Consider the following 23,154-nt stretch of genomic DNA (forward strand, 5'->3'; position numbering starts at 1 on the left):
ACGTGACCGATGGTGCCCACGTTCACGTGGGGCTTGGTGCGTTCAAACGTTCCCTTAGCCATGTTCTTACTCCCTCCAAGAGGTGGACACACGCAAAACCGGCCCTTTGATCGGGTTCCCCCCGCGCATCCCGCAGGGTTCTGGTGGCGTGACCCACATTGGGTTGAATCTCGCCAGGGCGGTGTCCCGCCAAGCTGGCACGCTGCGCCGGAGTCATTCCGTTCCTTCGCCATGGGGGTGGACCCGCGGCTGGACCCGTGAATCACACGGCGCACCGAAGAGTCAGGGTACAGGTTTTCTGCTCTGAGTACAAGTGGTGATGACGCTGGCGGGGTGTGCGCCGGAGCGCTGTCCGGCCCGCGAAGGCCGTGTCATGCGCGTCGCAGTCCGTCTTTTGGCTGTGGGAGTACGCCAGGCACCCGGAGGCGTTTCGGCTGGCGTCCATTCAAGACGGACGGCACCCGTGTGGATGCCGCCCGTCTCCCCCGGCCCGTCTCCCCCGGCAGGTCACCGGGCGGCCCAGGGTGCGCCCTGCTCAGCGGACGGTGTACGCCTGCACCTGCTTGTCGAAGGCGCCGATCAGCATGATGATGCCCAGGATCGGGCCGAACGGCAGGGCCAGCAGGCTCAGGACTGCCAGCACAATGGCGGACACGCGCCCCCACGCGCGCCCTTCCAGCACCGCGCGGCGCGTGAAGTACAGCCACAGGATCAGCGCGGCCGTCAGGGCAAACGCGATCCACAGGACCAGCGTGATCTGCTCGGGTGCCAGCTGCACCGGCGTGCCGGTCGTCACGCCGTCACGGCTCAGCATGTCGAGCATGTCGTTCAGGCTGGGCGCCGCAAACGGCAGGGTCAGCAGCGAGAACGCGTTGTAGAACAGCGCGATCAGCAGCGGCACGGTGATGAACGCCAGCCGGGGCGGTGGCGGCGGCAGCGGTTGATCGGTCTTGGATTCAGGAGGCACAGTCATCACCACTCAGAGTAACGCCCCGCCCAGCCCATCCGCCCTTGCGATAGAAGGCAGGGAGGCAGACCCTTTCGAGTCTGCCCCCCCACGGTGGTGCTGCCCTGGCCCGGCCGCCCCCCGCCAGGGGAGGGAGCCGGTCACGGCCTCAGGTTACTTCTTGATGAGCGCCTGGGCGATGTTGTTGGGCAGCTGGGTGTAGTGGTCGAAGAACATGGAGTAGCTGGCGCGGCCCTGCGTCTTGGAGCGCATGTCGGTCGCGTAGCCGAACATCTCGCTCAGGGGCACGAAGGCCTTGACGATCTGCGCGTTCCCGCGGGCTTCCATGCCCTGGATCTGGCCACGGCGGCTGTTCAGGTCGCCGATGATGTCACCCATGTACTCCTCGGGGGTGGTCACCTCGACGCGCATGACGGGTTCCAGGATGGCGGGGCTGCCCTTCTGGACGGCTTCCTTGAGGCCCATGGAGCCGGCGATCTTGAACGCCATTTCCGAGGAGTCCACTTCGTGGTAGCTGCCGTCGTAGATGGTGACTTTCACGTCGACCACCGGGAAGCCCAGCATGGGGCCGCTCTGCATGGCTTCCTCGACACCCTTCTGGGCCGGCCCGATGTACTCCTTGGGCACGGTGCCGCCGACGACGGCGTTCTCGAAGATGAAGCCAGCGCCGGGTTCCAGGGGTTCCACGCGCAGTTTCACGTGACCGTACTGACCGCGACCACCGGACTGGCGGGCGAACTTGCTGTCCACCTCGACCTGCTTGGTGATGGTTTCACGGTAGGCCACCTGGGGCGCGCCGACGTTCGCGTCGACCTTGTACTCGCGCTTCAGGCGGTCCACCAGGATTTCCAGGTGCAGTTCGCCCATCCCGGCGATGGTGGTCTGGCCGCTTTCCTGGTCGGATTCCACGCGGAAGGTGGGATCCTCTTCGGCCAGTTTCTGCAGGCCGATGCCCATCTTTTCCTGGTCGGCCTTGGTCTTGGGCTCGATGGCGAGCTTGATGACGGGCTCGGGCACGTCGATGCTTTCCAGCAGGACCTTGTCGTCGCCGTCGCCGATCAGGGTGTTGCCGGTCCCGGCGTCTTTCAGGCCGATCACGGCGCCGAGTTCCCCGGCCTTGAGTTCCGTGACTTCCTCGCGGCTGTTGGCGTGCATTTTCAGCAGGCGGCCCACGCGTTCACGCTTCTCTTTGGTCGCGTTGTACACGTAACTGCCGGACTGCAGGGTGCCCGAGTAGATGCGCACGAAGGTCAGGCGGCCCACGTAGGGGTCGGCCATGATCTTGAAGGCCAGCGCGGCCAGTTTGCCTTCGGGGTCGGCGGGGAACTCCTGGGTGTCCTCGCTGTCTTCGATCTTGCCCTTGATCGCCGGAACTTCCAGCGGGCTGGGCAGGTAGTCGATGACGGCGTCGAGCAGCAACTGCACGCCCTTGTTCTTCAGCGCGCTGCCGCACAGCACCGGGAAGATCTTCTTCTCGATGGTGCCCTTGCGGATGGCGGCCACGAGTTCCTCGACGGTGGGTTCCTCGCCTTCGAGGTACTTCATCATCAGGTCTTCGTCGACTTCAGCGGCAGCTTCGATCAGCTGCGCGCGGATCTCGACGACCTTGTCGGCGTACTCGGCCGGGATGTCGGTTTCCTCGATGTCGGTGCCCAGGTCGTTGGTGTAGAAGTGGGCGCGCTGACGGACGACGTCGATGATGCCCTTGAACTCGTTCTCGGCACCCATGGGGTACTGGATGGGGGCGGCAACGGCGCCGAGGCGCTCCTTGATGTCGTTCAGCACGAGTTCGAAGCTCGCGCCGGTCTTGTCCATCTTGTTGCTGAACGCGATGCGGGGCACGCCGTAACGGTCGGCCTGACGCCACACGGTTTCAGACTGGGGCTCGACGCCCTGGCTGGAGTCGAACACGGCCACGGCGCCGTCGAGCACGCGCATGGAGCGTTCCACTTCGATGGTGAAGTCCACGTGACCGGGGGTGTCGATGATGTTCACGACGTATTCCTGGTCGGTGCCGCTGCGTTTCCACTTGGCGGTGGTGGCGGCGGCGGTGATGGTGATGCCGCGCTCGCGCTCCTGCTCCATCCAGTCCATGGTGGCGGCGCCGTCGTGCACTTCGCCGATGTTGTGGGTGCGTCCGGTGTAGTACAGGATGCGCTCGGTGGTGGTGGTCTTACCGGCGTCGATGTGCGCGGCAATCCCGATGTTGCGGAAGTGGGTCAGATAGCTCTGGGCTTTGGTGGTCATAAGACTCCCTGATTCTGTCGGGTGACGTGTCTCGTCACCGTCAGCTCGGCACGTATTCGGCGTGAGGTTCGCGGCGAGGCGTGAGCCTCATGCGAAATGGACGGCGGGCGGGCCGCCGTCCGTCTCGCTCCCTTCAGCCCCCCTCGCGGGGGACGTGAAGCGGGATTACCAGCGGTAGTGCGCGTAGGCGCGGTTGGCTTCCGCCATGCGCTCGATGTCGTCTTTCTTCTTGATGGCGCCGCCACGGCCCTGCGCGGCGTCCATGATTTCACCGGCGAGACGCTCGATGGCGGTGCGCTCGGGGCGGCTCTCGACGGCGGCCATCATCCAGCGCAGCGTGAGGCTCTGCTGGCGGCGGGCGCTGACCTCGACGGGCACCTGGTAGGTGCTGCCGCCGACGCGGCGGCTGCGGACTTCGACGCGGGGTTTGACGTTGTCGAAGGCCTGCTTGAAGATCTTCAGGGACTCCTGGCCGGTGCGTTCCTGCACCAGTTTCATGGCTCCGTAGAAGATGCGGCTGGCGAGGTTCTTCTTGCCATCCTGCATGATGCGGTTGATGGTCGCGCTCACCAGCACGTCCTGGTAGACCAGGTCGGGCTGAATGACGCGCACTTCTGCTTGGCGGCGACGTGCCATGTTGACTCCCTTTGGCCCCGTCCGGTCCACTGTTGACCGGGCGGGGGGTGCGCGCTCAGGCGCGAATAACTTGCTTCAGTGGCGTTCCCGCGTGGGAAGGCCGGTTCACGGCGAAGGTCACGCGGACGCGGGCAGCCGCTGGGGGCGGCCCGGTCGGGCGTGGTTACTTCTTCTTCGCGCCCGCGGCGGCGCCGGCCTTGGGCTTCTTGGTGCCGTACTTGGAGCGGCTCTTGTTACGGTCCTTGACGCCCTGGGTGTCGAGGCTGCCGCGCACGATGTGGTAGCGCACACCGGGAAGGTCCTTCACACGGCCGCCGCGGATCAGCACGACGCTGTGCTCCTGCAGGTTGTGGCCTTCACCGGGGATGTACGCGGTGACTTCGAAGGCGCTGGACAGGCGGACGCGGGCGATCTTACGCAGCGCCGAGTTCGGTTTCTTGGGGGTGGTGGTCTTGACGACCGTGCACACGCCGCGGCGGAAGGGGCTGCCTTTGAGGGCAGGGACCTTGCTCTTCTTCTGGATCGTCTTGCGACCCTTACGGAGCAGTTGCTGGGTGGTAGGCAGGGTGAATCACTCCTAGGTTCTTAAGCAGTTGCTTGCGGGAGGGCGGGTCCGCCCACGCGTACGGGGCGGCGCTGGGTTGCGGGATGAGTCTGGAGGTGATCACTCACCGCCGGGTCTCGGGCCACCGTTCGCACCTGACTTCCGCGTGCGGAAGGGTCCGGTGTGGGGGCCTTGCTGGAACTGTCGAGCCGGGGTGGCATGCCGAAAAACCCCCCTGGTGCAACCCGGAAGCCGGGGCAGTTTTCAACCTTGGCAGGATACTCCCCACGCACCCCTGCGCGCAAGGGTGCAGGCGAGCAGTCACCGAGCAGTCACCCGGCCATGATCCAGCCATGAACCGGCAACGGCCCGAGACCCGGCAGTGGCCCGACCGGGGCCGTCACGGCAGGGCGACCCGCAAGGACCGGCGGGTGGGGGCTGTTGCGCGGGCGGGCGGCTGTGCTACACTCCCGGACGCCCGTTCAGGCGATCATCACAGGTGCGGAGAGGTGCCAGAGTGGTTGAATGGGTCAGTCTCGAAAACTGAAGTACGGGCAACTGTACCGTGGGTTCGAATCCCACCCTCTTCGCCAGACACGAGCGCCGGACATCCCCTTTCAGGACGTCCGGCGCTCGCTTTTTCTTTTCTGCCCACCCACTCTGCTGCCCACCCACTCTTCTGCCCACCGACTATCCGGTTGGCAGGGTGTCCAGGATGAAGCGCAGCACGGCCGCCTCGCGCGCCGCGTGCACGACCGCGCCCTGGGCCTCGCGCAGCCCGGCGGTGTCCAGGGGCCGGTACAGCGCGTCGTACAGCGCCTGTCCGGCGCCCGCCAGTGCCACGAGTTCCGCGCGCCACGCGGCGTCGTTGGCCGGTGCCCAGGTGTGGGGGTCGGTGGGGTCGCTCAGCAGGGCGTGCGGGTCGCTCAGGGTCGCGGCCGTCAGTTGCAGGGCGTGGCGCAGGGCCATGACGCGCGCCGCCACACTGGGCTGACCGGAATGCGGCGCGCGGGCCTGCGCGGCCGTGAAGGCGTGCGCGGCGTGCAGCAGCCCCTGGCCGGGCTCGCTGAACAGGCCGCGCAGGCCGCCGGGTCCGTACAGCACTTCGCGCAGGGTGTCACGCAGGAGTTCACGGTGAGGCATGCACGGATGGTACGTCAGGTGGCGGATGCGGTCCGGACCTCCCCTCCCCTACCGTGGGGGCACGATGATCAAGACCTTGCGGTGAATGCACACGTTCCGCCCTGGCCCCCTGCCGTAAACTGGGGTCAATGCCGGAACCCACGCTCCTCTCGCTGCGCGGACGATGTCCGGGTGGCCTGAAAGTGCGTCGTCCCACCCCGCCACGTATGCCCCCGGCCGACAGCTGTCCAACCGACACCCGTCGCGGGGCACCCCTACAAGGAAGTGACCGAAGATAGATAAAGTACACGGCAACACCTCGGGCCTGCGGCCCGCTCAACTGAAATCCCTGGGCAACCTGTACCGCCGCCGGATCGAGCCGGGCCGCGTGGGCTCGCCGGAACTCGCGCGGAACCTCGCGGAACTGTCGAACGACATCCGCCGTGAGGTGAGCGTGCTGATCGACCGGCGTGGCCGCGTGATCAGCGTCAGCGTGGCCGACGCCAAGGGCACCGAGTTCCCGGACCTGCGCATGGGCGAGAACCGCCTGAGCGGCTTTCACCTGCTGCACACCCACCCGCGCGGCGGCGGCCTGAGCAAGGGCGACCTGTCCACGCTGTTCCTGCGCCGACTGGACGCCGTGACGGCCGTCGAGGTGCGCAGTGAGGGCCAGCCGGGACTGGTGCACACGGCGCACCTGACGCCCCCCGGCACGGTCGGCGAGGAGGAGGACTGGCGCATCCTGCCGCCCGTCCCGACCTTCCAGATCGACGAGTTCGACCTGGGCGCGCAGGTGCAGGCGCTGGAGGAGGAAATCGCCCGCGCCGCCCGCACGCGCGTCTCGAAGAAGGACCACGAGCGCGCCATCCTGGTGCAGATCGACCAGGGTGAATTCGACGCCGAGGAACGCCTGGCAGAACTGGCCGAACTGGCCCGCACGGCCGGGGCGGAGGTCGTGCACCGCGAACTGGTGTACCGCAAGAACCTGAAGGCCGGCACGCTGGTCGGGGCGGGCAAGCTGGAAGAACTGACCAGCCGCGCCTACCACCTGGACGCGGACCTGCTGATCTTCGGGCAGGAACTCGGCCCGGCCCAGGCACGTGAAATCGAGGCCGCCACGGGCCTGAAGATCATCGACCGCACGCAGCTGATCCTGGATATCTTCGCGCTGCACGCGCAGGGCGTGGAATCGCGCCTGCAGGTGGAACTGGCGCAGCTGCGGTACATGAAACCCCGCCTGCTGGGCGCGGGCGCGGCCCTGTCCCGCATCGGCGGGGGCGGCGGCAGCGCGGCCGGCGGCGCGATCGGCACGCGCGGCCCCGGTGAGACGAAACTGGAGCTTGACCGCCGCCGCATCAACGACCGCCTGAGCTTCCTGGAGAAGCAACTGGAGGGTGTCGCGCAGCGCCGCGAGGAACGCCGCAAGACCCGCGAACGCAACGCCGTGCCCGTGATCTCGATCGTTGGGTACACGAACGCGGGCAAGAGCACCCTGCTGAACACCTTCACGCACGCCGCCGAGGAACCCCGCCGGGTGCTGGCCGAGAACAAACTGTTCGCCACGCTGCGCCCCACCAGCCGCCAGGGCTACCTGGAAGGCATCGGGCCGGTCGTGCTGACCGACACCGTGGGCTTCATCCGTGACCTGCCCAAGGACCTGACCCGCGCCTTCCGGTCCACCCTGGAGGAAATCGGGGACGCGGACGTGCTGCTGCACGTGGTCGACGCCGCCAGCCCCGGCGCGGACACCCGCCTGGACGCCGTGAACCGCATTCTGGAGGACCTGGGCTTCCGGGACCTGCCGACCGTGATCGCCCTGAACAAGGCCGACGCCGCCGACCCCGAGACGCTGGAACGCCAGATCGAACGCACGGACGGCGGCATTCCCGTCAGCGCGCTGAAGAACATCGGAACCGCCGACCTGAAAGAGGCCCTGACGGACGCCGTGGCGCTGGTGCAGCGTCAGGAACTCGCCGCGCGGGAAGAGGCGCGGGATCTGGCCGCCCAGTACCGCTGAGCCCAGTACCGCTGAGTGCAGTACCGGAAAGCAATCAGTGACGACGGGGGGAGGGGCAAGGCAGCCTCTCCCCCCTTCCCGTGGGTGGCCCTCTTTGGGTGGACGGCGCGCCCTGCCCTGTGCGGCAGACTGCGTCCCATGAAGTTCGCCTGGACGACCCTGCTGCTGGTGGGCCTGACCTGGGCGCTGGGCGAATGGCCGGCCGAGCGGACGTTGCCCACGCTGCTACTGGCGTACGCGCCGCCGCTGCTGTGGGTGCTGGTGACCCTGCCGGCCCTGGCGTGGGCGCTGTGGCGGGGTCGGGGGCGGCGACCAGCGCTGGCGGCCCTGCTGCTGGCCGCCTGGGGCGCGGGACTGCTGCACTGGACGCCACGACCACCGGGACCGCCAGAGGGCGCGCTGCGGGTCGTGACCTTCAACGTGCTGGGCGGGGCGCGCACCACGCCCACCGAACTGGCAGGCCGCCTGCGCACCCTGAACGCCGACGTGATCCTGCTTCAGGAGTCGCGGTTCGCGCAGCCGGACTTCCGGGCGGCGTTCCTGCGCGCCCTGCCGGGGTACACGGTCACGGAGGCACGGGAGGTCATGACCCTGACGCGCCTGCCGCTGCTGGGCAACCGCACGGAAGCGCTGCCCGGCAACCGCCGCGAACTGCTGGTCACGCGCCTGGACTGGCAGGGCGAGCCGCTGACGGTCGTGAACGCGCACCTGGGCACCGTGCAGGTCAGTTCTGTCCTGACGGGTGATCTGGCACGGGTGCGGCGCACGCGGGACGCCCGCGCCGGGCAGGTGCAGGTGCTGAGGGACGTGGCGGCACGCACACCGGGACGGGTGTTGCTGGGCGGCGACCTGAACACCCCGCCGCGCGGGCAGGTGTACCGCGACCTGCGGGCCGTGTTCGGGCCGGACGCGCATGACCGGGTGGGGCGCGGGCCGGGCTGGACCTTCCCCTCGCTGCACCTGCGGATCGATCACCTGATGGGCCGGGGCCTGAGCCCTGCGCGGGTGCAGGTGCTGCCCTGGGCGCTCAGCGACCACCGGCCCCTGCTGGCCGAGTACCGCATGGAACAGCCCGACTGATCCCCTTTAGCGCGCCGGGCTTCCCTGCGCCCGGAACAGCGGCAGTGGCGTTTCCTGCCAGCCGGGGCCGTGATTCCAGGCGTCCTGTTCCCCGTGCGGGACGCCTAACCGGGCGGCGAGGGCGCGGGCGAAGGTGGTCTTGCCGCTGCCGGTCGTGCCGATCACGATGATTCTGCGCATCCCTCCAGTACAGCAGACCGGGGCGGGCCATCAGCGACCGGGCGTGAGTTTCAGCAGGCGGCCGCTGGAGTACTCGGCGACGTACAGTTCGCCGCGTTCGTCCTCGCCGAAGGTGCTGGGGTTGTCCACGCGTCCCAGGGTGCGTTTCGTCCAGGCCTGACCCCGGGCGGGCGCGGCCCACACGGTGCCGCTGGCGAAGTCCGCGAACACGTACTGGCCTTTCAGGGCCGGAATGGCCGCGCCCCGGTACACGAAGCCGCCCGTGACGCTCTGCCCTTCCTGGCGGCCGTACACCAGCACCGGGTCCACGAAGCCCTGCGCGGAGCAGTTCGGCTCGAAGCACTGCCGGCCCTCGCGGGGGCGCCAGCCGTAGTTCTCGCCGCCCCGGCTGGCGCGCGGCTGGAAGTCGATCTCCTCGAAGGCGTTCTGGCCGACGTCCGCGATGATCAGGTCGCCGGTCTGCCGGTCGAAGGAGAACCGCCAGGGGTTGCGCAGGCCGTACGCCCAGATGTTCGGGTTCGCGCCCGTGCGGGTCAGGAAGGGATTGCCGGGCGCGGGCCGGGCGGCGTCGCCGCGTACGTCGAAGCGCAGCAGTTTCCCCAGCGGCGAGGAGAGGTTCTGGGCGAGGTTCTGCGGGTCGCCGCCGGACCCACCGTCGCCCAGGCCCAGGTACAGGAACCCGTCCGGGCCGAAGGCGAGCTGACCGCCGTTGTGGTTCGAGTACGGCTGACGGGCCGTGAACAGCGTCTTCGCGCTGGCCGGGTCGGCGGTCGTGCCGCTGGAGGCCGCCACGTAGCGCGCCAGGACGGTGTTCCCGGAGCGGTCGGTGTAGTGCACGTACAGGCGGCGGTTGGTCTTGAACGCCGGGTCGAAGGCCAGTCCCAGCAGGCCGCGTTCGCCGCCCGCGCGGGTCAGGGACCGCAGGTCCAGGAACACCTGCCGCTGCACGCGCCCGCCCGTGACGACCCGTACCCGGCCGTCCTGCTGCGTGACGAACAGCCGCCCGGAGCCGTCCCCGGCGTGCGTGAGGGCCGTGACCTGCATCAGGCCGCTCACGAACGGCTGGAAGGTCACGGACGGCGCCGCTGTCTGGGCCGCCGCACCGGGGCCAGCCAGCAGGACACCGGACAGGAGGACGGCGGCGCGGATCGGGAATCGCGGGGTCATGCTCCAGTGTGCCGTGCGGGCCGCGCGACCGGCGTGAAGGGGCATGAAGGGCGCTTCATGCCGCTGTGCGCTGCCGCCCACCGGGACGCGCCAGACTGACCCATTCATACCCAGGAGGTACACCATGACTGGACCGTACGACCGTCCGCCCGCTCCCGCGACCGAACCGACCGACACGCCCCCCACCATGCCCGAGCAGATGCCCGGACGCGGCGATATCGGCGAGATCAACGACCCGCCCGTGAACCCGGACACGCCCGGCATGCCGGAGCCCACCCCCACCGATAACCCGGACACGCCGGGCCTGCCGACGCCGTCGCCCATGCCCGCGATGTAAACCCGTTGCAGCTTGAAGGGTCATACGGATTCCGTTTGTTTCGCCAACAATCCGGAACTTCACCGGATTGCCGGCTCCACGTCCGGAACCCGTCTTGCTCCCACTCGCTTCGCTCGGATTGAACGGGCTTTGCAGCCCATTCAATCGGAGTCCGTATCAGGAGTCCGCAGTAGATTCCTGACCCTTCAAGCTGCCGTTCAGAGCGTGTGCCCGTGCGTCCGCAGCCACGCGCGGTGGGCCTGCCAGTCGGGCATGAGGCGGGCCACGTGCGCCCAGTAGCGCGCCGAGTGATTGAGTTCCAGCAGGTGCGCGGCCTCGTGCAGCGCCACGTAGTGCAGGACCGGCAGTGGTGCGCGGCTCAGGCGCCAGTGCAGCCGGATGTCGCCGCTGGCGGTGCAACTGCCCCAGCGGCCCCGTGCGCCTGCGACCAGCACGCGCCGCAGCCGGTTCTGTGCGCCCAGCCTCGCGGCGTAGGCCGTGACCAGCGCGCGGTACGGTTCGTGCGCGGCGCGGCGCGTCCAGGCTTCCAGGGCGGCCTCGGCGTGCGCGGCGGGCAGGTGCAGGGTGTCGCCGTGCCGTTCGGGGCGGGTCACGCCCGCCGAGAGGTGCAGGGTCAGGGTGTCGCCCAGGAACGGCAGGGGTTGCCCGTCTGCCAGGACCGGGGGGGCGGGCGGCGTCACGCGGGCGTACTGTGCGAGGTGCCCGGCCACCCAGTCGCGCCGGGCATTCAGGATCTCCAGCAGGTGCGTGTCGGACACGCGGGTGGGGGCGTACAGCGTGACCCCGCCGGGTTTCACCTGCAGGGCCACGGTGCGGCGCCTGTCGCTGCGTTTCACGAGCACGGGAATCCCGGCCACCTGCCATCCGTTCGGGTTCGTTGCGCCGCTCACGTCCCCCAGCAGAGCGCAGTTCGGGCCGGGGCGCCGTGATTCACGTCACGCACCCCGGCCCGCTCACTGGCCGGATTTCCGGTCCGGTCTACAGCTGGTTGTAGTTCACGGCGAAGGTGTCGCAGCTGTTCGGGTCGCCGCTCCGGAAGCCCTTCGTGAACCAGTTGGTGCGTTGCTGGGCGCTGCCGTGCGTGAACGAGTCCGGCACGACGCGGCTGCCCGACTGACGTTGCAGGTTGTCGTCCCCGATGGCCTGCGCGGTGTTGATGGCCTCGCGGATGTCCTGCTGGTCGATTTTGGCAGTGGTCTGCACCTTGTTGCCCCACACGCCGGCAAAGCAGTCGGCCTGGAGTTCAAGGCGCACGGAGTAGCTGTTCGCCTCGGCTTCGGTGCGGGCGCTGCGCTGCTTGCGTTCGACCTGATCGGCGATGCCGAGTTCGTTCTGCACGTGGTGCCCGACCTCGTGGGCGATCACGTACGAGTACGCGAAGTCGCCGCCGCCGCCGAGTTGCCGGTCCATCTGCGTGAAGAAGCTGGTATCGAGGTAGATCCGCTGGTCAGCCGGGCAGTAGAACGGGCCGACCGCCGCATTGGCCGCGCCGCAGCCGCTCTGGGTGCCCTGGGTGTACAGGATCAGGCGGGGTTTGGTGTAGGTGCGTCCGGCCTGCTGGAAGATGCCGCCCCAGACCTGATTGGTGCTGCCCAGGATGTTATCCACGAACTGGTACGCCTCGTCGTTCGCCTGTGGCTGAGCCGACTGCGACTGACTCTGGGTCTGGGTGGTGCCGGTGTCGCCGCCCAGGATCGCGCCGGGGTCGATCCCGAAGAACATGGCGATCAGGGCGATGATCAGGCCGCCCACGCCCCCGACGGCAATGCCGCCGCCGGGCAGGCCGCCCCGGCCGCGCCGGTCCTCGACGCCGCCTCCGCTACCGGGAAGATTTTTCCAGTCCATACAGGCTCGTGTCTCCTTTGCATGGCCGCCCCCAGCGTCCGTCTCGCGCGGCGTGCTGGGTTGTTGGCAGCTCAGGACACAGTGTATGGGTGGTGGCCCCCGGCTTCGCTGACCGTGCCTTTATGGATGCCGGAAGAACCGGGCGCGGGGCGCTGTCCGGGGTTACCCGGAGGACTGCACGGCGCGGGCCGGGTGCGTGACACTCACGCGGGCGGCGCTGCCTTCCGGGCGGACGGTGTCGCTGGGCGTGTGCACCAGCAGTTCCTGCCCCGCCGCGAGGCGCACGGTGTACGTCACGTCGTGCCCCTTGAATTCGCGGGCGACGATGGTGACGGGCGCGCCCTGCGGGTCGTCCGTGAAGGTCAGGTGTTCCGGGCGGACGCTGACCAGCACCGGGCCGCTGGCGGACTCCATGAGCGGCACGACGCCCAGCGCGGTGCGGGCCATGAAGCGGTCGGCGGTGCCGCCCAGCAGGTTGCTGCGGCCCAGGAAGTTCGCCACGAACGCCGTGCGCGGCCGGGCGTACACCTCGTGCGGGGGGCCGCTCTGCTCGACGCGGCCGCCGCGCATGACGACCACCCGGTCGCTGAACGCCAGCGCTTCCTCCTGATCGTGCGTGACCAGGATGGCGGTCGTGCCGGCGCGGCGCAGGATGGCCCGCACCTCCTGGCGGGTGGAGTGCCGCAACTGCGCGTCGAGGTTGCTGAACGGTTCGTCCAGCAGCAGCAGGCTGGGGCGCGGGGCGAGCGCGCGGGCCAGCGCGACCCGCTGCTGCTGCCCGCCGCTCAGCTGGTCCGGGCGGCGCGTCTCGAAGACGGTCAGGCCCACCAGGGACAGCGTCTCGCGGGCGCGGGGGAGCCGTTCGTGGCGCGGCAGGTGCCGCAGCCCGAACAGCACGTTCCCCAGGACGTTCAGGTGCGGGAACAGCGCGTAATCCTGAAAGACCAGGCCCACGCCGCGCCGTTCCGGCGGCGTGAAGGGCGCGGTGACGCTGCGTCCCTCGATGCGGATGTCGCCGCTGTCCGGGCGTTCCAGTCCGGCGATCAGGCGCAGGGTGGTGGTCTTGCCGCACCCGCTGGGGCCCAGCAGGGTCAGCAGTTCGCCACGGTTCACGCCGAGGTTCAGGTCGTCCACGACGGGCGGCAGGCCCGGCGCGTAGCGTTTGCCGAGGCCCAGCAGTTCCAGGGTGTGGGGGTCGGGGGTGCGGGTCATGCAGGGTCGTCCTTGGGAGTGGAGGGCGTGGCGGGCGGGCTGGCGGCGGGCTGGCTGGCGGCGGGCGGGCTGGAGGGGGGTGGGCGGGGCACGCGGCGGTCCTCGCGGCGCAGGATCAGCAGGGTCAGCAGCGCGCCGCTGACGGCCAGCGCCAGCGCGTAGGGCGCGGCCGAGGCGTACTGCGCTTCCTCGGTGTACGACCAGACGTTGCGGGACAGCGTCTCGAACCCGATGGGCGACAGCAGCAGCGTGAGCGGCAGTTCCTTCAGGACGCTCAGGAACACGAAGGCCGCGCTGACCAGCAGGCCCGGCCGGACCAGCGGCAGCGTCACGCGGCGCAGCGTCTGCGGGGCGCTCAGGCCCAGCAGACGCCCGGCTTCCTCCAGGCGGGGAGTGGCGGTCAGCAGGCTGGTGCGGACCGGGCCGACCGCCTCGGCCAGGAAGTGCAGGGTGTACGCGGCGATCAGCAGCGTGAACGTCTGGTATAGGGGCGGCGCGACCCGCAGCGTGAAGAACACCAGCGCCAGCGCGAACGCCAGCGGCGGCGTGGCGTACCCCAGGTACGCGGCCCGTTCGGTCAGGCGGGCCAGCGGGCCGCTGTGACGGCTGCCGATGTACGCCAGCGGGAACGCCAGGGCGGTGGTGGTCACGGCGGCAACCGCAGCGGCGCCCAGCGCCCCCTGGAACGCCTCGAGCAGGGCACTCCAGGCAAAGGGATTCGTTTCCAGCCGCAGCCAGTACACGATGGTGCCCAGCGGCACGACCAGCGCCGCGCCCGCCAGCACCGCCAGGAACACCCAGGCGAGCGGCGCGGCGCGGCCCAGCGGGACGGTGCGGGGCGGGCGGGTGCCGCCGGGCGACACGCGTGACAGGCGCACGCCGCGCATCAGGCGGGCTTCGAGCAGCAGCGCGGCGCCCGTGACCAGCAGCAGCGCCAGCGCCAGCCACGCCGAGTACACCCGGTCGTACGCGGCGGTGTACTGCTGGTAGATGGCGGCGCTGAAGGTGGGGTAACGCATCAGGCTGACCACGCTGAAGTCCCCCAGGACGTGCAGGGCGATCAGCAGCGCGCCGGACAGCCACGCGGGGCGCAGGTACGGCAGCGTGACCTCCCGGAAGGTCTGCCAGGGCGTGCGGCCCAGCAGGCGGGCGGCGTCCTCCAGGGCGGGGTCCTGGGTGCGCAGCGCGGCGTGCAGGTTCAGGAACAGGTACGGGAACGTGAACAGCGTCAGGACGCCCAGCGCGCCCCAGTACCCGCCGGGGCCGGGCCAGCGGATGCCGGTCAGGGCGTCGATGGTGCCGCCGGCGCCGCTCGCGGCGATCAGGGCGTACGCGCCCACGTAGCCGGGAATGGCCAGGGGCAGCACGCCCAGCAGGGTCAGCAGGCGGCGGGGGCGCAGGGTGGTGCGCGCCGCGAGGTACGCCAGCGGCAACGCGATCAGGGTGGTGCCGCCCAGGACGCCCAGCGTGAGCAGCAGCGTGTTCGCCAGCAGTTCCAGGTTGCGGGTGCGGAACACGATCTCGCGCAGTTCGCTGCTCTCGGCGCCCAGGGCGCGCAGCGCGAGGTACACCAGGGGCAGCAGGACGCCCAGCACGGCCAGGATGGCCGGGAGCAGCAGCAGGGGGTGGGGTCGGCGTGCGTTCATGGAAGTGGGGGCGGGCGGGGCCGGAGCCGTCGCAGCCGGGTCACGATAGCAGACCGGATTGGTCAGGATTCAGGGCGGGCGTCCCGCTGCGGTCAAGCAGACCGCCGCCCCCCCACGGGTCGTGGGTCGGGGCGGCGGTCAGGGCCGTGATCAGGGCCGGGGGATCAGAGCAGGCCGGCGTCGCGCAGCAGCTTCTGGGCCTTGTCGATGTTCTTGGGCAGCACGGTGGGGTCGATGCGGGGGCTGCGCTTGCTCACGTCGCTGTAGGGCAGCATGGTCGTGGGCTGCAGGATGTTCCCGATGACCGGGTACTCGAAGTTCACGCTCAGGAAGAAGGTCTGGGCGTCCTTGGCGACCAGCGCGCTCAGGAAGCGGGCGGCGCTGGCGGTGTTCTTGCTGGTCTTCAGGATGGCGGCGCCCGTGGCGTTGCCCAGGTTGCCGATGTCGCCGTTCTTGAAGAAGTACGTGTCGATGGGGTAGCTCAGGCGGTTCACGCGCTGGATGTAGTAGTGGTTGGTGAGCGCCACGTCGATCTCACCGGCGCGCATGGCTTCGAGCATGCCCACGTTGCTGGTCTTGTAGTCCTTGGGTTGCAGGGCCTTCATGCCCTCGATCCACTGGCGGGTGGTGGCCTCGCCGTACTTGCTGATCATGGCGGCCAGGAAGTCCTGGAAGCTGGGGTAGCTGACGGTCCAGCCGATGCGGCCCTTGAGGCTGGTCATCTTGGGCAGGTCCAGGATGGAGTCGGGCAGCTGTTCGGGCTTGATCTTGCCCGTGTTGTAGGCCAGGGTGCGGAAGCGGACGGTGGTGGGCAGCCAGGTGCGGTCGTCGGGCAGGTAGTCGCTGCTGACGTTGCGGGTCAGGGCGGTGCCCAGTTTGGTGAACTTGCCTTCCTCGGCCAGTTCGCCGAGCGCGCCGACCGAGTTGCCCCAGTACACGTCGGCGGGGCTCTTGCTGCCTTCCTCGCGCAGGGCGGCGACCAGTTGCGCGTCGGTGCCGTAGCGGACGTTGACCTTGATGCCGGTCTGGCGTTCGAACTGCTGCACGACCGGGTCCACGAAGGTCTTGGCGCGGCCGGAGTACACGGTCAGGGTCTTGGTCTGCGCGAGGCTGGTGCCAGCGAGCAGCAGGGCGGTGACGGCGAGCAGGGTACGCTTCATACCCGAAATCCTAAGTAAATCACTCGGATTAGTAAGGTACAAACGTCCCTGCCTCGCAGCGCCCCGTCAGCCCGGCGACCCGGCCTGCGCCTCAGCGCTCCTCAAGGGCCAGCCCCACCAACCGCGTCACCAGCTCGCTGTAACTCAGGCCCGCCGCCTCGAACAGCTTCGGGTACATGCTGGTCGTCGTGAACCCCGGCATGGTGTTCACCTCGTTCAGCAGCAACTCGCCGGTCTCCTCGACATAGAAGAAATCCACGCGGGCCAGCCCGGCGCAGTCCAGCGCCAGGAACGCCCGCAGCGCCTCGGCCCGCACCCGCTCGGCGACCTCCGGCGGCAGCGGCGCCGGAATGTGCATGGTCGCGCGGCCCTCGGTGTACTTCGTCTCGTAATCGTAGAAGTCCGCGTCGAAACGCAACTCGCCCACCGGACTGGCGATGGGCGCGTCGTTCCCCAGGATGCCCACCTCGACCTCGCGGGGCTTGTGGCTGGTCATGGCCTCCAGAATCACGCGGCGGTCCAGCCCGAACGCCAGGTTCAGCGCGCCGTCCAGTTCATCCGGCGCCCCCACCTTGCTGATGCCCACGCTGGACCCCAGGTTCGCGGGCTTCACGAACAGCGGAAAGCCCAGCTCGGCCGCGCGGTCCCGCACACCCTGCGGGTTCTGCTGCCACTCGCGGCGCACGGCCAGCCGCCACGCCACCTGCGCAATCCCCGCCGATTCCAGCACCTGCTTGGTCATGACCTTGTCCATGCTGACCGCCGAGCCCAGCACGCCGCTGCCCACGAATGGAATCCCGGCCAGGGTCAGCAGGCCCTGCACGGTGCCGTCCTCGCCCATCGGGCCGTGCAGCAGCGGAAAGACCGCGTCGTACCCCTCGGCACTCGCCACGCGGTGCAGCACGAGGTCCCCGCCGGTCGCAGCCTCGCCGCTCTCCAGGGCGCGCTGCGTCTCGGTGGGCGGCAGCCAGCGTCCCTGCTTGCTGATCACCACGGGCGTCACGTCGAACTGGTCACGGGGCAGGGCGCTCAGGACGCTCCGGGCACTCATGAGACTGACTTCGTGTTCACCGGACTGGCCCCCGGCCAGCAGCAGAATGCGCTTCTTCACGCGGCGCAGTATGCCACGCGCCCGCCCGCCCCCTCGGCTGTCCGCAGCGGCGCGCCCCGTCCAGGTGTGCGGGCCAGCCGCACCGACTGAACGCGCTGGCCAGATGCCCGGTCAGACCTGCGTAAGCGCCCCGGTGTCTGCTGAATAGCACGGGTACAGAAGATGCATCAGCGGCGCGGCGCAGGGCGAAACGGCTCTTCATGCCACGCGGCCCACATCCTCATACCCCTGAATCCTCACAACACGGCCGGGCCGTCTACGCTATGATGCGCGGCGTTAATCCCCAGACAGACCCAGCCACCGAGTCGAGCACCCCCGCTTCACCCGTGGGTTCCTGTCAAACCACATCAGGAGACCGAATGAAGAAAATCGCTGCACTCAGCACCCTGCTTATCCTCACCTCCGCCCTCGCCGTCTCCCCCAAGGACACCCTGGTCGTCCAGGAAGCCAGCGACATCCCCACCATGGACCCCGGCGTCACCTACGACACCGCCTCCGGCGCCATCACCGAGAACCTGTACGAGACCCTGCTGACCTACAGCGGCGCGAGCCTCACCAAGCTTGAGCCCCTGCTGGCCACCAAGTGGGCCATCAGCAACGGCGGCAAGACCTACACCTTCGACCTGCGCAAGAACGTGAAGTTCCACAGCGGCAACGCCATGACCTGCGCCGACGCCGAGTACTCCTTCGAGCGTAACCTGGTCACCAACAGCGCCGAGTCCGGCAACTGGTTCATCGCCGAGAGCCTGCTGGGCACCGGCGCCAACGCCAACGACGACAAGACCATCACCTGGGCCCGCATCGACAAGGCCGTCGAGTGCAACAACAGCGGCCAGCTGGTCTTCACGCTGCCCGCCGTGGACCCCGCCTTCCTGGCGAAACTGGCCTACACCGGCCAGAGCGTCGTGGACAGCAAGTACGCCGCCAAACTGGGCGAGTGGAGCGGCAAGGAAGCCGACTGGAAAGCCTGGGTCGGCAAGGACCTGACCAACAGCAAGCTGAGCCAGGCGCCCAGCGGCACCGGCGCGTACAAGTTCGTCCGCAAGGACGCCAACGCCTTCCTGGCCACCGCCTTCGACGGCTACTGGGGCAAGAAACCCGCCATCAAGAACATCGTGATCCAGAAGGTCCCTGAACTGGCCGCCCGCCAGCAGGCCTTCCTGCGCGGCGACGCCGACATCATCGAAGGCGGCGGCCGCGCCGTGGACGAAGAGCAGATCAAGGGCAAGCCCGGCGTTCTGTGGATCGACAACCTGTCCAACACCGTCGCTCAGGCGTTCTTCATGAACGAGAACATCAAGAGCGGCGGCCTGCTGGGCAGCGGCAAACTGGACGGCAAGGGCATCCCCGCGACCTTCTTCAAGGACAGCAACGTCCGCCGCGCCTTCAGCTACGCCTTCAACTACAAGCAGTACATCGACGACGTCCTGAACGGCAAGGGCAAACAGCGCACCATGCTGCTCCCCGACACCTTCCCCGGCTACGACGCCAAGATCGGCACGTACTCCTACGACAAAGCCAAGGCCGAGCAGTACTTCAAGCGCGCCTGGGGCGGCCAGGTCTGGAAGAACGGCTTCGTCATGACCGCCAACTACCGCGCCGGTAGCGTGCCCTCGCAGACCGCGATGGAAATCCTGAAGAAGAACATCGAAGCGCTGAACCCCAAGTTCCGCATCAACATCCAGGCCAAGCCCTGGAGCGAGATGCTCAGCGACTCCAAGACCGGCAAGGAAGCCATGATCGTCATCGGCTGGGCGCCCGACTACGCCGACCCTGACAACTTCATGTACACCTTCTACTCCAGCAACGGCTACTACTTCCCCCGCAGCAACTGGAAGGACGCCCAGGTCGACAAGTGGCTGGAGCAGGCCCGCAACACGGTCAACACCGCCGAGCGTAACCGCCTGTACAGCCTCGTCGGCAAGAAAGCCTACGAGCAGGCCCCCTACATCCTGATGCCCGCCGGCATCGCCTACACCTTCGTGCGCGACAACCTGACCGGCGTCAGCGCCGCGAACTACAACCCCATGACCTCCTTCAGCAGCACCGGCACCCTCTGGAAGGACCTCGGCAAGAAGTAATCCGGGTCTGACACAGCGGTGAGGGCGGGGCAGCCCCCAACAGGGTTGCCCCGCCCTCATTGCTGTTTCCGGGGCACCCCCCTGCGCCGCGTGCCAGACGCCGGGTTCCACTGAGCGGGACATCAGCCCGCTTGACTTTGCGCGCCGGGTCTGTTTTGGTCTAGGCTGATTGATGGTCTGACCCACGTCCATACAACACGCCCGTCTACTGCGTTTCAGCTTCTCTCCCTCCACGGACCACTGTAAGGTCCGGCCGGAGGCTTCATACCGAGGCCCACATGCTTAATTTCATCGTGCGGCGAGTGCTCCAGATTCCCGTGGTGATGCTCGTCCTTTCCCTGATGATCGTCGGACTGACGCAACTGCTCACGCCTGAGCAGCGCGCCGCGCCGTACATCAAAAGCGAACAGGCGGCCGCCCGCCTGGAACAGATCATCGAACAACGCGGCCTGCGTGACCCCTTCCCGGTGCAGTACGGCCGCTGGCTGTCCGCCACGCTCCAAGGTGACCTGGGCTACTCGAAGGCCAGCAGTCAGGACGTGATCACCACCATCGGTGAGCGCCTGCCCCGCACCCTCGAGCTGACCATCGTGACCGCCATTCCGATCCTGCTGCTCAGCATCTGGCTGGGTACCCTGAGCGCCCTGCACAAGGACAAGTTGATCGACCAGGTGCTCCGCGTGCTGGTGGTGCTGGGGTACTCCCTGCCCAGTTTCGTGGTGGGGATCCTGATGCTGGCGGTGTTCTACGCGTACCTGGGCTGGTTGCCGGGCGCCGGGCAGGTCAGCGTGCTGAACACCTTCGCGCTGGGTGACCTGCAACGCTACACCGGCCTGCTGAGCCTGGACGCCGCCCTGAACGGCCGCTGGGACATCGCCTGGGACGTCATTCAGCACCTGATCCTGCCCGCCGCGACCCTGGTGATCGTCCTGAGCGCCAGCATCATCAAGGTCATGCGCAACAACATGCTCGAGGCCCTGACCAGCGACTACGTGCGCACCGCGCGCGCCAAGGGCCTGTCGAGCCGCGTCGTGAACAACAAGCACGCCCGCCGTAACGCCCTGCTGAGCATCGTGACGCTGGGCGGCTTCCTGATCATCGGCCTGCTGAGCGGGTCGCTGATCACCGAGACGATCTTCGCGTACCCCGGCGTGGGCCAGTGGGTCGTGCAGGCCGCCATCGGCGTGGACCTCGCGGCCGTGCTGGGCTTCGCCATGCTGTCGGCCGTGATCGTGGTCGTCGTGAGCACCATCGTGGACATCCTGTACGGCGTGATCGACCCCCGCGTGAGGTTCGACTGATGCCCGCCCAGCCCCACACCCGCCACGCCACCCGGAGGGACCCCCGATGACGACCGCCCCCGCCAAGATCGAGCAGCGCAGCTCCTGGCAGCAGTTCTGGACCAGCCCCGCCATGCGCAAGATGCGCCGCAACCCGCTGGCCATCACCGGACTGGTCATCACGCTGCTGTTCGGCCTGATGGCCCTGTTCGCCCCGCTGATCGCCAAACCCAGCGGCAACTGCATCCGCGACCTGAACATCACCGAGGCCAACGAGGTCTACAACCCCCTGAAAGCCCCGTTCTGGCAGGCGACCCTGGCACCCCCCAAGAGCTGCTACCTGATCGAACGCCTGAGCTTCCAGCAGCAGCCCAGCGCCCCCAGCGCCGACGCGCCGATGGGCACCGTGAACGGCTACAACATCTTCTACGGCCTGATCTGGGGCACCCGCACCGCGCTGAAACTGTCGTTCATCATCGTGGGCATCACGCTGGTCGTCGGCATTGTCGTCGGCGCGATCAGCGGTTACTACGGCGGCTGGATCGACAACCTGATCCAGCGGTTCATTGACGTGCTGTTCTCGCTGCCGCCCCTGATCCTGACCGTGGTGATCCTGACCATCCTGCGCGCCCGCCTGATGGGCGGCGGGGCCGAATACGACCCGACCGTGCCGATGATCGTGGCGTTCTGCGTGACCGGCTGGGCCGGCTACGCCCGCCTGATCCGCGGCGAGGTCCTGCGCACCCGCCAGCTGGAGTACGTGGACGCCGCCCGCAGCCTCGGCGCGCGCGACATGCGCCTGATCCTCAAGCACGTGGTGCCCAACAGCGTGGCCGCCGTGTTCACGACCGCCGTGCTGGACCTCGCCACCGTGCCCCTGAGCATCGCGGGCCTGTCGTTCCTGGGGTTGGGGTTCGAACCCGGTTACTCCGAGTGGGGTCAACTGGTCGACTTCGCGCGCGCGTGGCTGAAACCCGACTACTGGTACGTGCTGGTGTACCCGGCCGTGTTCATCGTGCTGTTCAGCCTCGCCTTCAACCTGTTCGGCGACGGCCTGCGCGACGCGCTGGACCCCAAGTCCCGCTGAAGCAGACCCCACCAGAGCACCACAGGAAAGTCCCCCACCTGCGTAGCGCGGTGGGGGACTTTCCTGTCGGCTGGGGCAGCCGGGCTGTTCAGGTGGCCGGAGCCTGCGCCGGGCGCAGCCAGCCGGGGAACTGCCACCACACCAGCGCGTGCGCCAGCAGCGCCACACCCCACAGCGGCAGCAGGGCCGCGCCGGAACCCAGGAACGCGCATCCGATCAGGAACGGCACGCCGGGCGCCGTGGCCGCCTGAATCGCGCCGGTCAGGGCCGCCTGCGACGCACTGAGCTGCTCGTCCCGCGCCGAGCGGCGCGCCAGGTACGCCGCCACACCCGCCAGCACCGCAGCCAGCACGGTCGCCGCCAGCACCCCGCCCACGCTGCCCAGCGTCAGGGGACGCACGGCGGCCAGCAGCAACCCCAGCGGCAGCCCCGGCACGGCCAGGGTCGCCAGGGCCAGCAGGTACGCGCGGCGGCAGGCGCGCAGCAGGCCCGCGCGGTCACCGCCGCGCAGGTCACGGGTCAGAGAATCGAGTGCGCCCACTCAGGTGACCGGGGCGGCCAGCATGACCTGGGCGGGCACGCCGTCCACCAGCACGGCCGCGCCGTCCACGAGTTCCTTGCGCAGCCGCGCCACGCTACCGCCGGCCGCGTACAGACCCGCCTGTCCCACGACCTTGCCGTCAGCGGTCACCTCGGCCCCGGCAGGCCACTCCTGCGGCCCCAGCAGCCGCGCCAGCCCGTGACGGGCGTTCCCGCGCGCCTCCAGCCGCGCCATGATCTCCTGGCCCACGTAACAGCCCTTGCGGTAACTGATGGCGGGCAGCGGGCCGCCCACGTCCAGCCCGATCTCGGGCGGCAGGGTGCCGGTCAGCGCGTCCCGGATGACATCCGGAATCCCGGCCCGGACCCGCGCGGCGTCCAGATCGGCCAGCGGCACCTCCAGGCCAGTCAGGGCCGAGAGGACCGCCTCCTCGTGCCGCACGAGGTAATGCAGGTCCACGCCCGCCGTGCCCGTCCGGTTCACGCGGCCACCCAGGACCGTCCCGCCGCCCAGCTCTAAAGTCTGCGCCGCGCCGCCCGCCACGTCCCAGCCGGGCAGCGTCCCCTCGTGCCAGACGTGTACGGTCCGCAGCTGCTCACTGACATCCTGAATCTCCACCTGATCGAAGATCACGTACCGTTTCAGACGGGCCTCCAGCGCCGGTGCCTGCCCGGCATCCAGGTGCAGGTACACGTCGTCGGCGCGGCGGTACGCACGGGCGAACTGCTCGATCTGCCCGCGCACGTTCAGGAACGCGCACGCCACCACGCCCGGCGTCGGCGCGCCCCGCAGGTCGTTGGTCATCTGCCCATGCACGAAATCAACGCGGTCCGCGCCGGTCACGCGCAGACTGCTCGAAGGAATCCGGGTCCACATGCCGCCCAGCGTACGGGA

21 protein-coding genes and 1 tRNA gene are annotated in these 23,154 nt (G+C 68.9%); 7 read left to right on the forward strand and 15 right to left on the reverse strand.

Annotated elements, in window-relative coordinates; all coding sequences use genetic code 11:
* Positions 1 to 535: 535 nt before the first annotated feature.
* The 4 genes from IEY70_RS05315 to rpsL form a co-directional block, all read right to left on the reverse strand.
* Positions 536 to 973: a hypothetical protein gene (locus tag IEY70_RS05315; protein ID WP_189063978.1), complete on the reverse strand. Its 438-nt coding sequence runs from the start codon at positions 971 to 973 to the stop codon at positions 536 to 538.
* Positions 974 to 1,120: 147 nt separating this feature from the next.
* Positions 1,121 to 3,214 carry an elongation factor G gene (gene fusA / locus IEY70_RS05320; protein ID WP_189063979.1) on the reverse strand — a complete coding sequence of 698 codons (2,094 nt, stop codon included), beginning with the start codon at positions 3,212 to 3,214 and terminating at the stop codon, positions 1,121 to 1,123.
* Positions 3,215 to 3,379: 165 nt separating this feature from the next.
* On the reverse strand, positions 3,380 to 3,850 hold the full coding sequence (gene rpsG / locus IEY70_RS05325) for a 30S ribosomal protein S7 (RefSeq protein WP_055363464.1): 471 nt from the start codon (positions 3,848 to 3,850) through the stop codon (positions 3,380 to 3,382).
* Between the two features lie 163 nt (positions 3,851 to 4,013).
* The gene (gene rpsL / locus IEY70_RS05330) at positions 4,014 to 4,415 is read right to left on the reverse strand and encodes a 30S ribosomal protein S12 (protein WP_046843219.1); all 402 of its coding nucleotides are present in this window, start codon (positions 4,413 to 4,415) and stop codon (positions 4,014 to 4,016) included.
* Positions 4,416 to 4,897: 482 nt separating this feature from the next.
* Between rpsL and IEY70_RS05335 the strand changes: the two genes are divergently transcribed.
* Positions 4,898 to 4,987, forward strand: a tRNA-Ser gene (locus tag IEY70_RS05335).
* Between the two features lie 97 nt (positions 4,988 to 5,084).
* Here the strand turns inward: IEY70_RS05335 and IEY70_RS05340 are convergent.
* Positions 5,085 to 5,537 carry a hypothetical protein gene (locus IEY70_RS05340; protein WP_189063980.1) on the reverse strand — a complete coding sequence of 151 codons (453 nt, stop codon included), beginning with the start codon at positions 5,535 to 5,537 and terminating at the stop codon, positions 5,085 to 5,087.
* A gap of 274 nt (positions 5,538 to 5,811) precedes the next feature.
* On the opposite strand from IEY70_RS05340, the gene hflX reads away from it, so the two are divergent.
* Together hflX and IEY70_RS05350 are read left to right on the forward strand one after the other, a co-directional pair.
* On the forward strand, positions 5,812 to 7,533 hold the full coding sequence (gene hflX, locus IEY70_RS05345; RefSeq protein ID WP_189064128.1) for a GTPase HflX: 1,722 nt from the start codon (positions 5,812 to 5,814) through the stop codon (positions 7,531 to 7,533).
* Positions 7,534 to 7,671: 138 nt separating this feature from the next.
* A complete protein-coding gene (locus IEY70_RS05350; RefSeq protein WP_268243898.1) occupies positions 7,672 to 8,613 on the forward strand; it encodes an endonuclease/exonuclease/phosphatase family protein in 942 nt (313 codons plus the stop codon).
* A 6-nt stretch (positions 8,614 to 8,619) separates the two neighbouring features.
* On the opposite strand, the gene IEY70_RS05355 is transcribed toward IEY70_RS05350, so the two are convergent.
* Positions 8,620 to 8,793, reverse strand: coding sequence for a P-loop NTPase family protein (locus IEY70_RS05355; RefSeq protein WP_229777661.1), 174 nt, complete (start codon positions 8,791 to 8,793; stop codon positions 8,620 to 8,622).
* 30 nt (positions 8,794 to 8,823) lie between these two features.
* Positions 8,824 to 9,960: a PQQ-dependent sugar dehydrogenase gene (locus tag IEY70_RS05360; RefSeq protein ID WP_189063981.1), complete on the reverse strand. Its 1,137-nt coding sequence runs from the start codon at positions 9,958 to 9,960 to the stop codon at positions 8,824 to 8,826.
* Positions 9,961 to 10,084: 124 nt separating this feature from the next.
* Between IEY70_RS05360 and IEY70_RS05365 the strand changes: the two genes are divergently transcribed.
* On the forward strand, positions 10,085 to 10,297 hold the full coding sequence (locus IEY70_RS05365; RefSeq protein WP_189063982.1) for a hypothetical protein: 213 nt from the start codon (positions 10,085 to 10,087) through the stop codon (positions 10,295 to 10,297).
* 197 nt (positions 10,298 to 10,494) lie between these two features.
* Here IEY70_RS05365 and IEY70_RS05370 read toward each other — a convergent pair whose 3' ends face one another.
* The 6 genes from IEY70_RS05370 to IEY70_RS05395 all read right to left on the reverse strand — a co-directional run bounded on the left by IEY70_RS05370 (position 10,495) and on the right by IEY70_RS05395 (position 17,271).
* Positions 10,495 to 11,187 (reverse strand): M48 family metallopeptidase, encoded by a 693-nt coding sequence (locus tag IEY70_RS05370; RefSeq protein ID WP_229777662.1) that lies wholly within the window; start codon positions 11,185 to 11,187, stop codon positions 10,495 to 10,497.
* A gap of 88 nt (positions 11,188 to 11,275) precedes the next feature.
* Positions 11,276 to 12,142, reverse strand: coding sequence for a KPN_02809 family neutral zinc metallopeptidase (gene ypfJ, locus IEY70_RS05375; RefSeq protein ID WP_189063983.1), 867 nt, complete (start codon positions 12,140 to 12,142; stop codon positions 11,276 to 11,278).
* A 162-nt stretch (positions 12,143 to 12,304) separates the two neighbouring features.
* On the reverse strand, positions 12,305 to 13,354 hold the full coding sequence (locus IEY70_RS05380; protein WP_189063984.1) for an ABC transporter ATP-binding protein: 1,050 nt from the start codon (positions 13,352 to 13,354) through the stop codon (positions 12,305 to 12,307).
* Positions 13,351 to 15,000 (reverse strand): ABC transporter permease, encoded by a 1,650-nt coding sequence (locus IEY70_RS05385; protein WP_189063985.1) that lies wholly within the window; start codon positions 14,998 to 15,000, stop codon positions 13,351 to 13,353. Before IEY70_RS05385 ends, IEY70_RS05380 begins: the two co-directional genes overlap by 4 nt.
* A gap of 164 nt (positions 15,001 to 15,164) precedes the next feature.
* A complete protein-coding gene (locus tag IEY70_RS05390; protein ID WP_189063986.1) occupies positions 15,165 to 16,160 on the reverse strand; it encodes an extracellular solute-binding protein in 996 nt (331 codons plus the stop codon).
* Positions 16,161 to 16,251: 91 nt separating this feature from the next.
* A complete protein-coding gene (locus tag IEY70_RS05395; RefSeq protein WP_189063987.1) occupies positions 16,252 to 17,271 on the reverse strand; it encodes a D-alanine--D-alanine ligase family protein in 1,020 nt (339 codons plus the stop codon).
* Between the two features lie 359 nt (positions 17,272 to 17,630).
* Here IEY70_RS05395 and IEY70_RS05400 point away from each other — a divergent pair, with 359 nt between their 5' ends.
* The 3 genes from IEY70_RS05400 (at position 17,631) to IEY70_RS05410 (ending at position 21,719) form a co-directional block, all read left to right on the forward strand.
* The gene (locus IEY70_RS05400; protein ID WP_189063988.1) at positions 17,631 to 19,352 is read left to right on the forward strand and encodes an ABC transporter substrate-binding protein; all 1,722 of its coding nucleotides are present in this window, start codon (positions 17,631 to 17,633) and stop codon (positions 19,350 to 19,352) included.
* Positions 19,353 to 19,630: 278 nt separating this feature from the next.
* Complete coding sequence (locus IEY70_RS05405; protein WP_189063989.1) at positions 19,631 to 20,653, forward strand: ABC transporter permease; 1,023 nt, start codon at positions 19,631 to 19,633, stop codon at positions 20,651 to 20,653.
* Positions 20,654 to 20,699: 46 nt separating this feature from the next.
* Complete coding sequence (locus tag IEY70_RS05410; RefSeq protein WP_189063990.1) at positions 20,700 to 21,719, forward strand: ABC transporter permease; 1,020 nt, start codon at positions 20,700 to 20,702, stop codon at positions 21,717 to 21,719.
* An 88-nt stretch (positions 21,720 to 21,807) separates the two neighbouring features.
* Here the strand turns inward: IEY70_RS05410 and IEY70_RS05415 are convergent, their stop codons facing one another.
* Positions 21,808 to 22,260, reverse strand: a complete 453-nt coding sequence (locus IEY70_RS05415; RefSeq protein ID WP_189063991.1) for a hypothetical protein — start codon at positions 22,258 to 22,260, stop codon at positions 21,808 to 21,810.
* Positions 22,261 to 23,136, reverse strand: a complete 876-nt coding sequence (ygfZ, locus tag IEY70_RS05420) for a CAF17-like 4Fe-4S cluster assembly/insertion protein YgfZ (protein ID WP_189063992.1) — start codon at positions 23,134 to 23,136, stop codon at positions 22,261 to 22,263.
* Between the last annotated feature and the right edge of the window lie 18 nt (positions 23,137 to 23,154).

Source organism: Deinococcus seoulensis, from assembly GCF_014648115.1.
GTDB classification, from domain to species: Bacteria; Deinococcota; Deinococci; order Deinococcales; family Deinococcaceae; genus Deinococcus; species Deinococcus seoulensis.

What these genes read in the sequence shown, in the direction of transcription:
- IEY70_RS05315 (WP_189063978.1), bottom strand. Translation starts at nt 973, where the DNA reads ATGACTGTGCCTCCTGAATCCAAGACCGATCAACCGCTGCCGCCGCCA.
- fusA (WP_189063979.1), bottom strand. Translation starts at nt 3,214, where the DNA reads ATGACCACCAAAGCCCAGAGCTATCTGACCCACTTCCGCAACATCGGG.
- rpsG (WP_055363464.1), bottom strand. Translation starts at nt 3,850, where the DNA reads ATGGCACGTCGCCGCCAAGCAGAAGTGCGCGTCATTCAGCCCGACCTG.
- IEY70_RS05340 (WP_189063980.1), bottom strand. Translation starts at nt 5,537, where the DNA reads ATGCCTCACCGTGAACTCCTGCGTGACACCCTGCGCGAAGTGCTGTAC.
- IEY70_RS05350 (WP_268243898.1), top strand. Translation starts at nt 7,672, where the DNA reads ATGAAGTTCGCCTGGACGACCCTGCTGCTGGTGGGCCTGACCTGGGCG.
- IEY70_RS05355 (WP_229777661.1), bottom strand. Translation starts at nt 8,793, where the DNA reads ATGCGCAGAATCATCGTGATCGGCACGACCGGCAGCGGCAAGACCACC.
- IEY70_RS05360 (WP_189063981.1), bottom strand. Translation starts at nt 9,960, where the DNA reads ATGACCCCGCGATTCCCGATCCGCGCCGCCGTCCTCCTGTCCGGTGTC.
- IEY70_RS05365 (WP_189063982.1), top strand. Translation starts at nt 10,085, where the DNA reads ATGACTGGACCGTACGACCGTCCGCCCGCTCCCGCGACCGAACCGACC.
- ypfJ (WP_189063983.1), bottom strand. Translation starts at nt 12,142, where the DNA reads ATGGACTGGAAAAATCTTCCCGGTAGCGGAGGCGGCGTCGAGGACCGG.
- IEY70_RS05380 (WP_189063984.1), bottom strand. Translation starts at nt 13,354, where the DNA reads ATGACCCGCACCCCCGACCCCCACACCCTGGAACTGCTGGGCCTCGGC.
- IEY70_RS05385 (WP_189063985.1), bottom strand. Translation starts at nt 15,000, where the DNA reads ATGAACGCACGCCGACCCCACCCCCTGCTGCTGCTCCCGGCCATCCTG.
- IEY70_RS05390 (WP_189063986.1), bottom strand. Translation starts at nt 16,160, where the DNA reads ATGAAGCGTACCCTGCTCGCCGTCACCGCCCTGCTGCTCGCTGGCACC.
- IEY70_RS05400 (WP_189063988.1), top strand. Translation starts at nt 17,631, where the DNA reads ATGAAGAAAATCGCTGCACTCAGCACCCTGCTTATCCTCACCTCCGCC.
- IEY70_RS05405 (WP_189063989.1), top strand. Translation starts at nt 19,631, where the DNA reads ATGCTTAATTTCATCGTGCGGCGAGTGCTCCAGATTCCCGTGGTGATG.
- IEY70_RS05410 (WP_189063990.1), top strand. Translation starts at nt 20,700, where the DNA reads ATGACGACCGCCCCCGCCAAGATCGAGCAGCGCAGCTCCTGGCAGCAG.
- ygfZ (WP_189063992.1), bottom strand. Translation starts at nt 23,136, where the DNA reads ATGTGGACCCGGATTCCTTCGAGCAGTCTGCGCGTGACCGGCGCGGAC.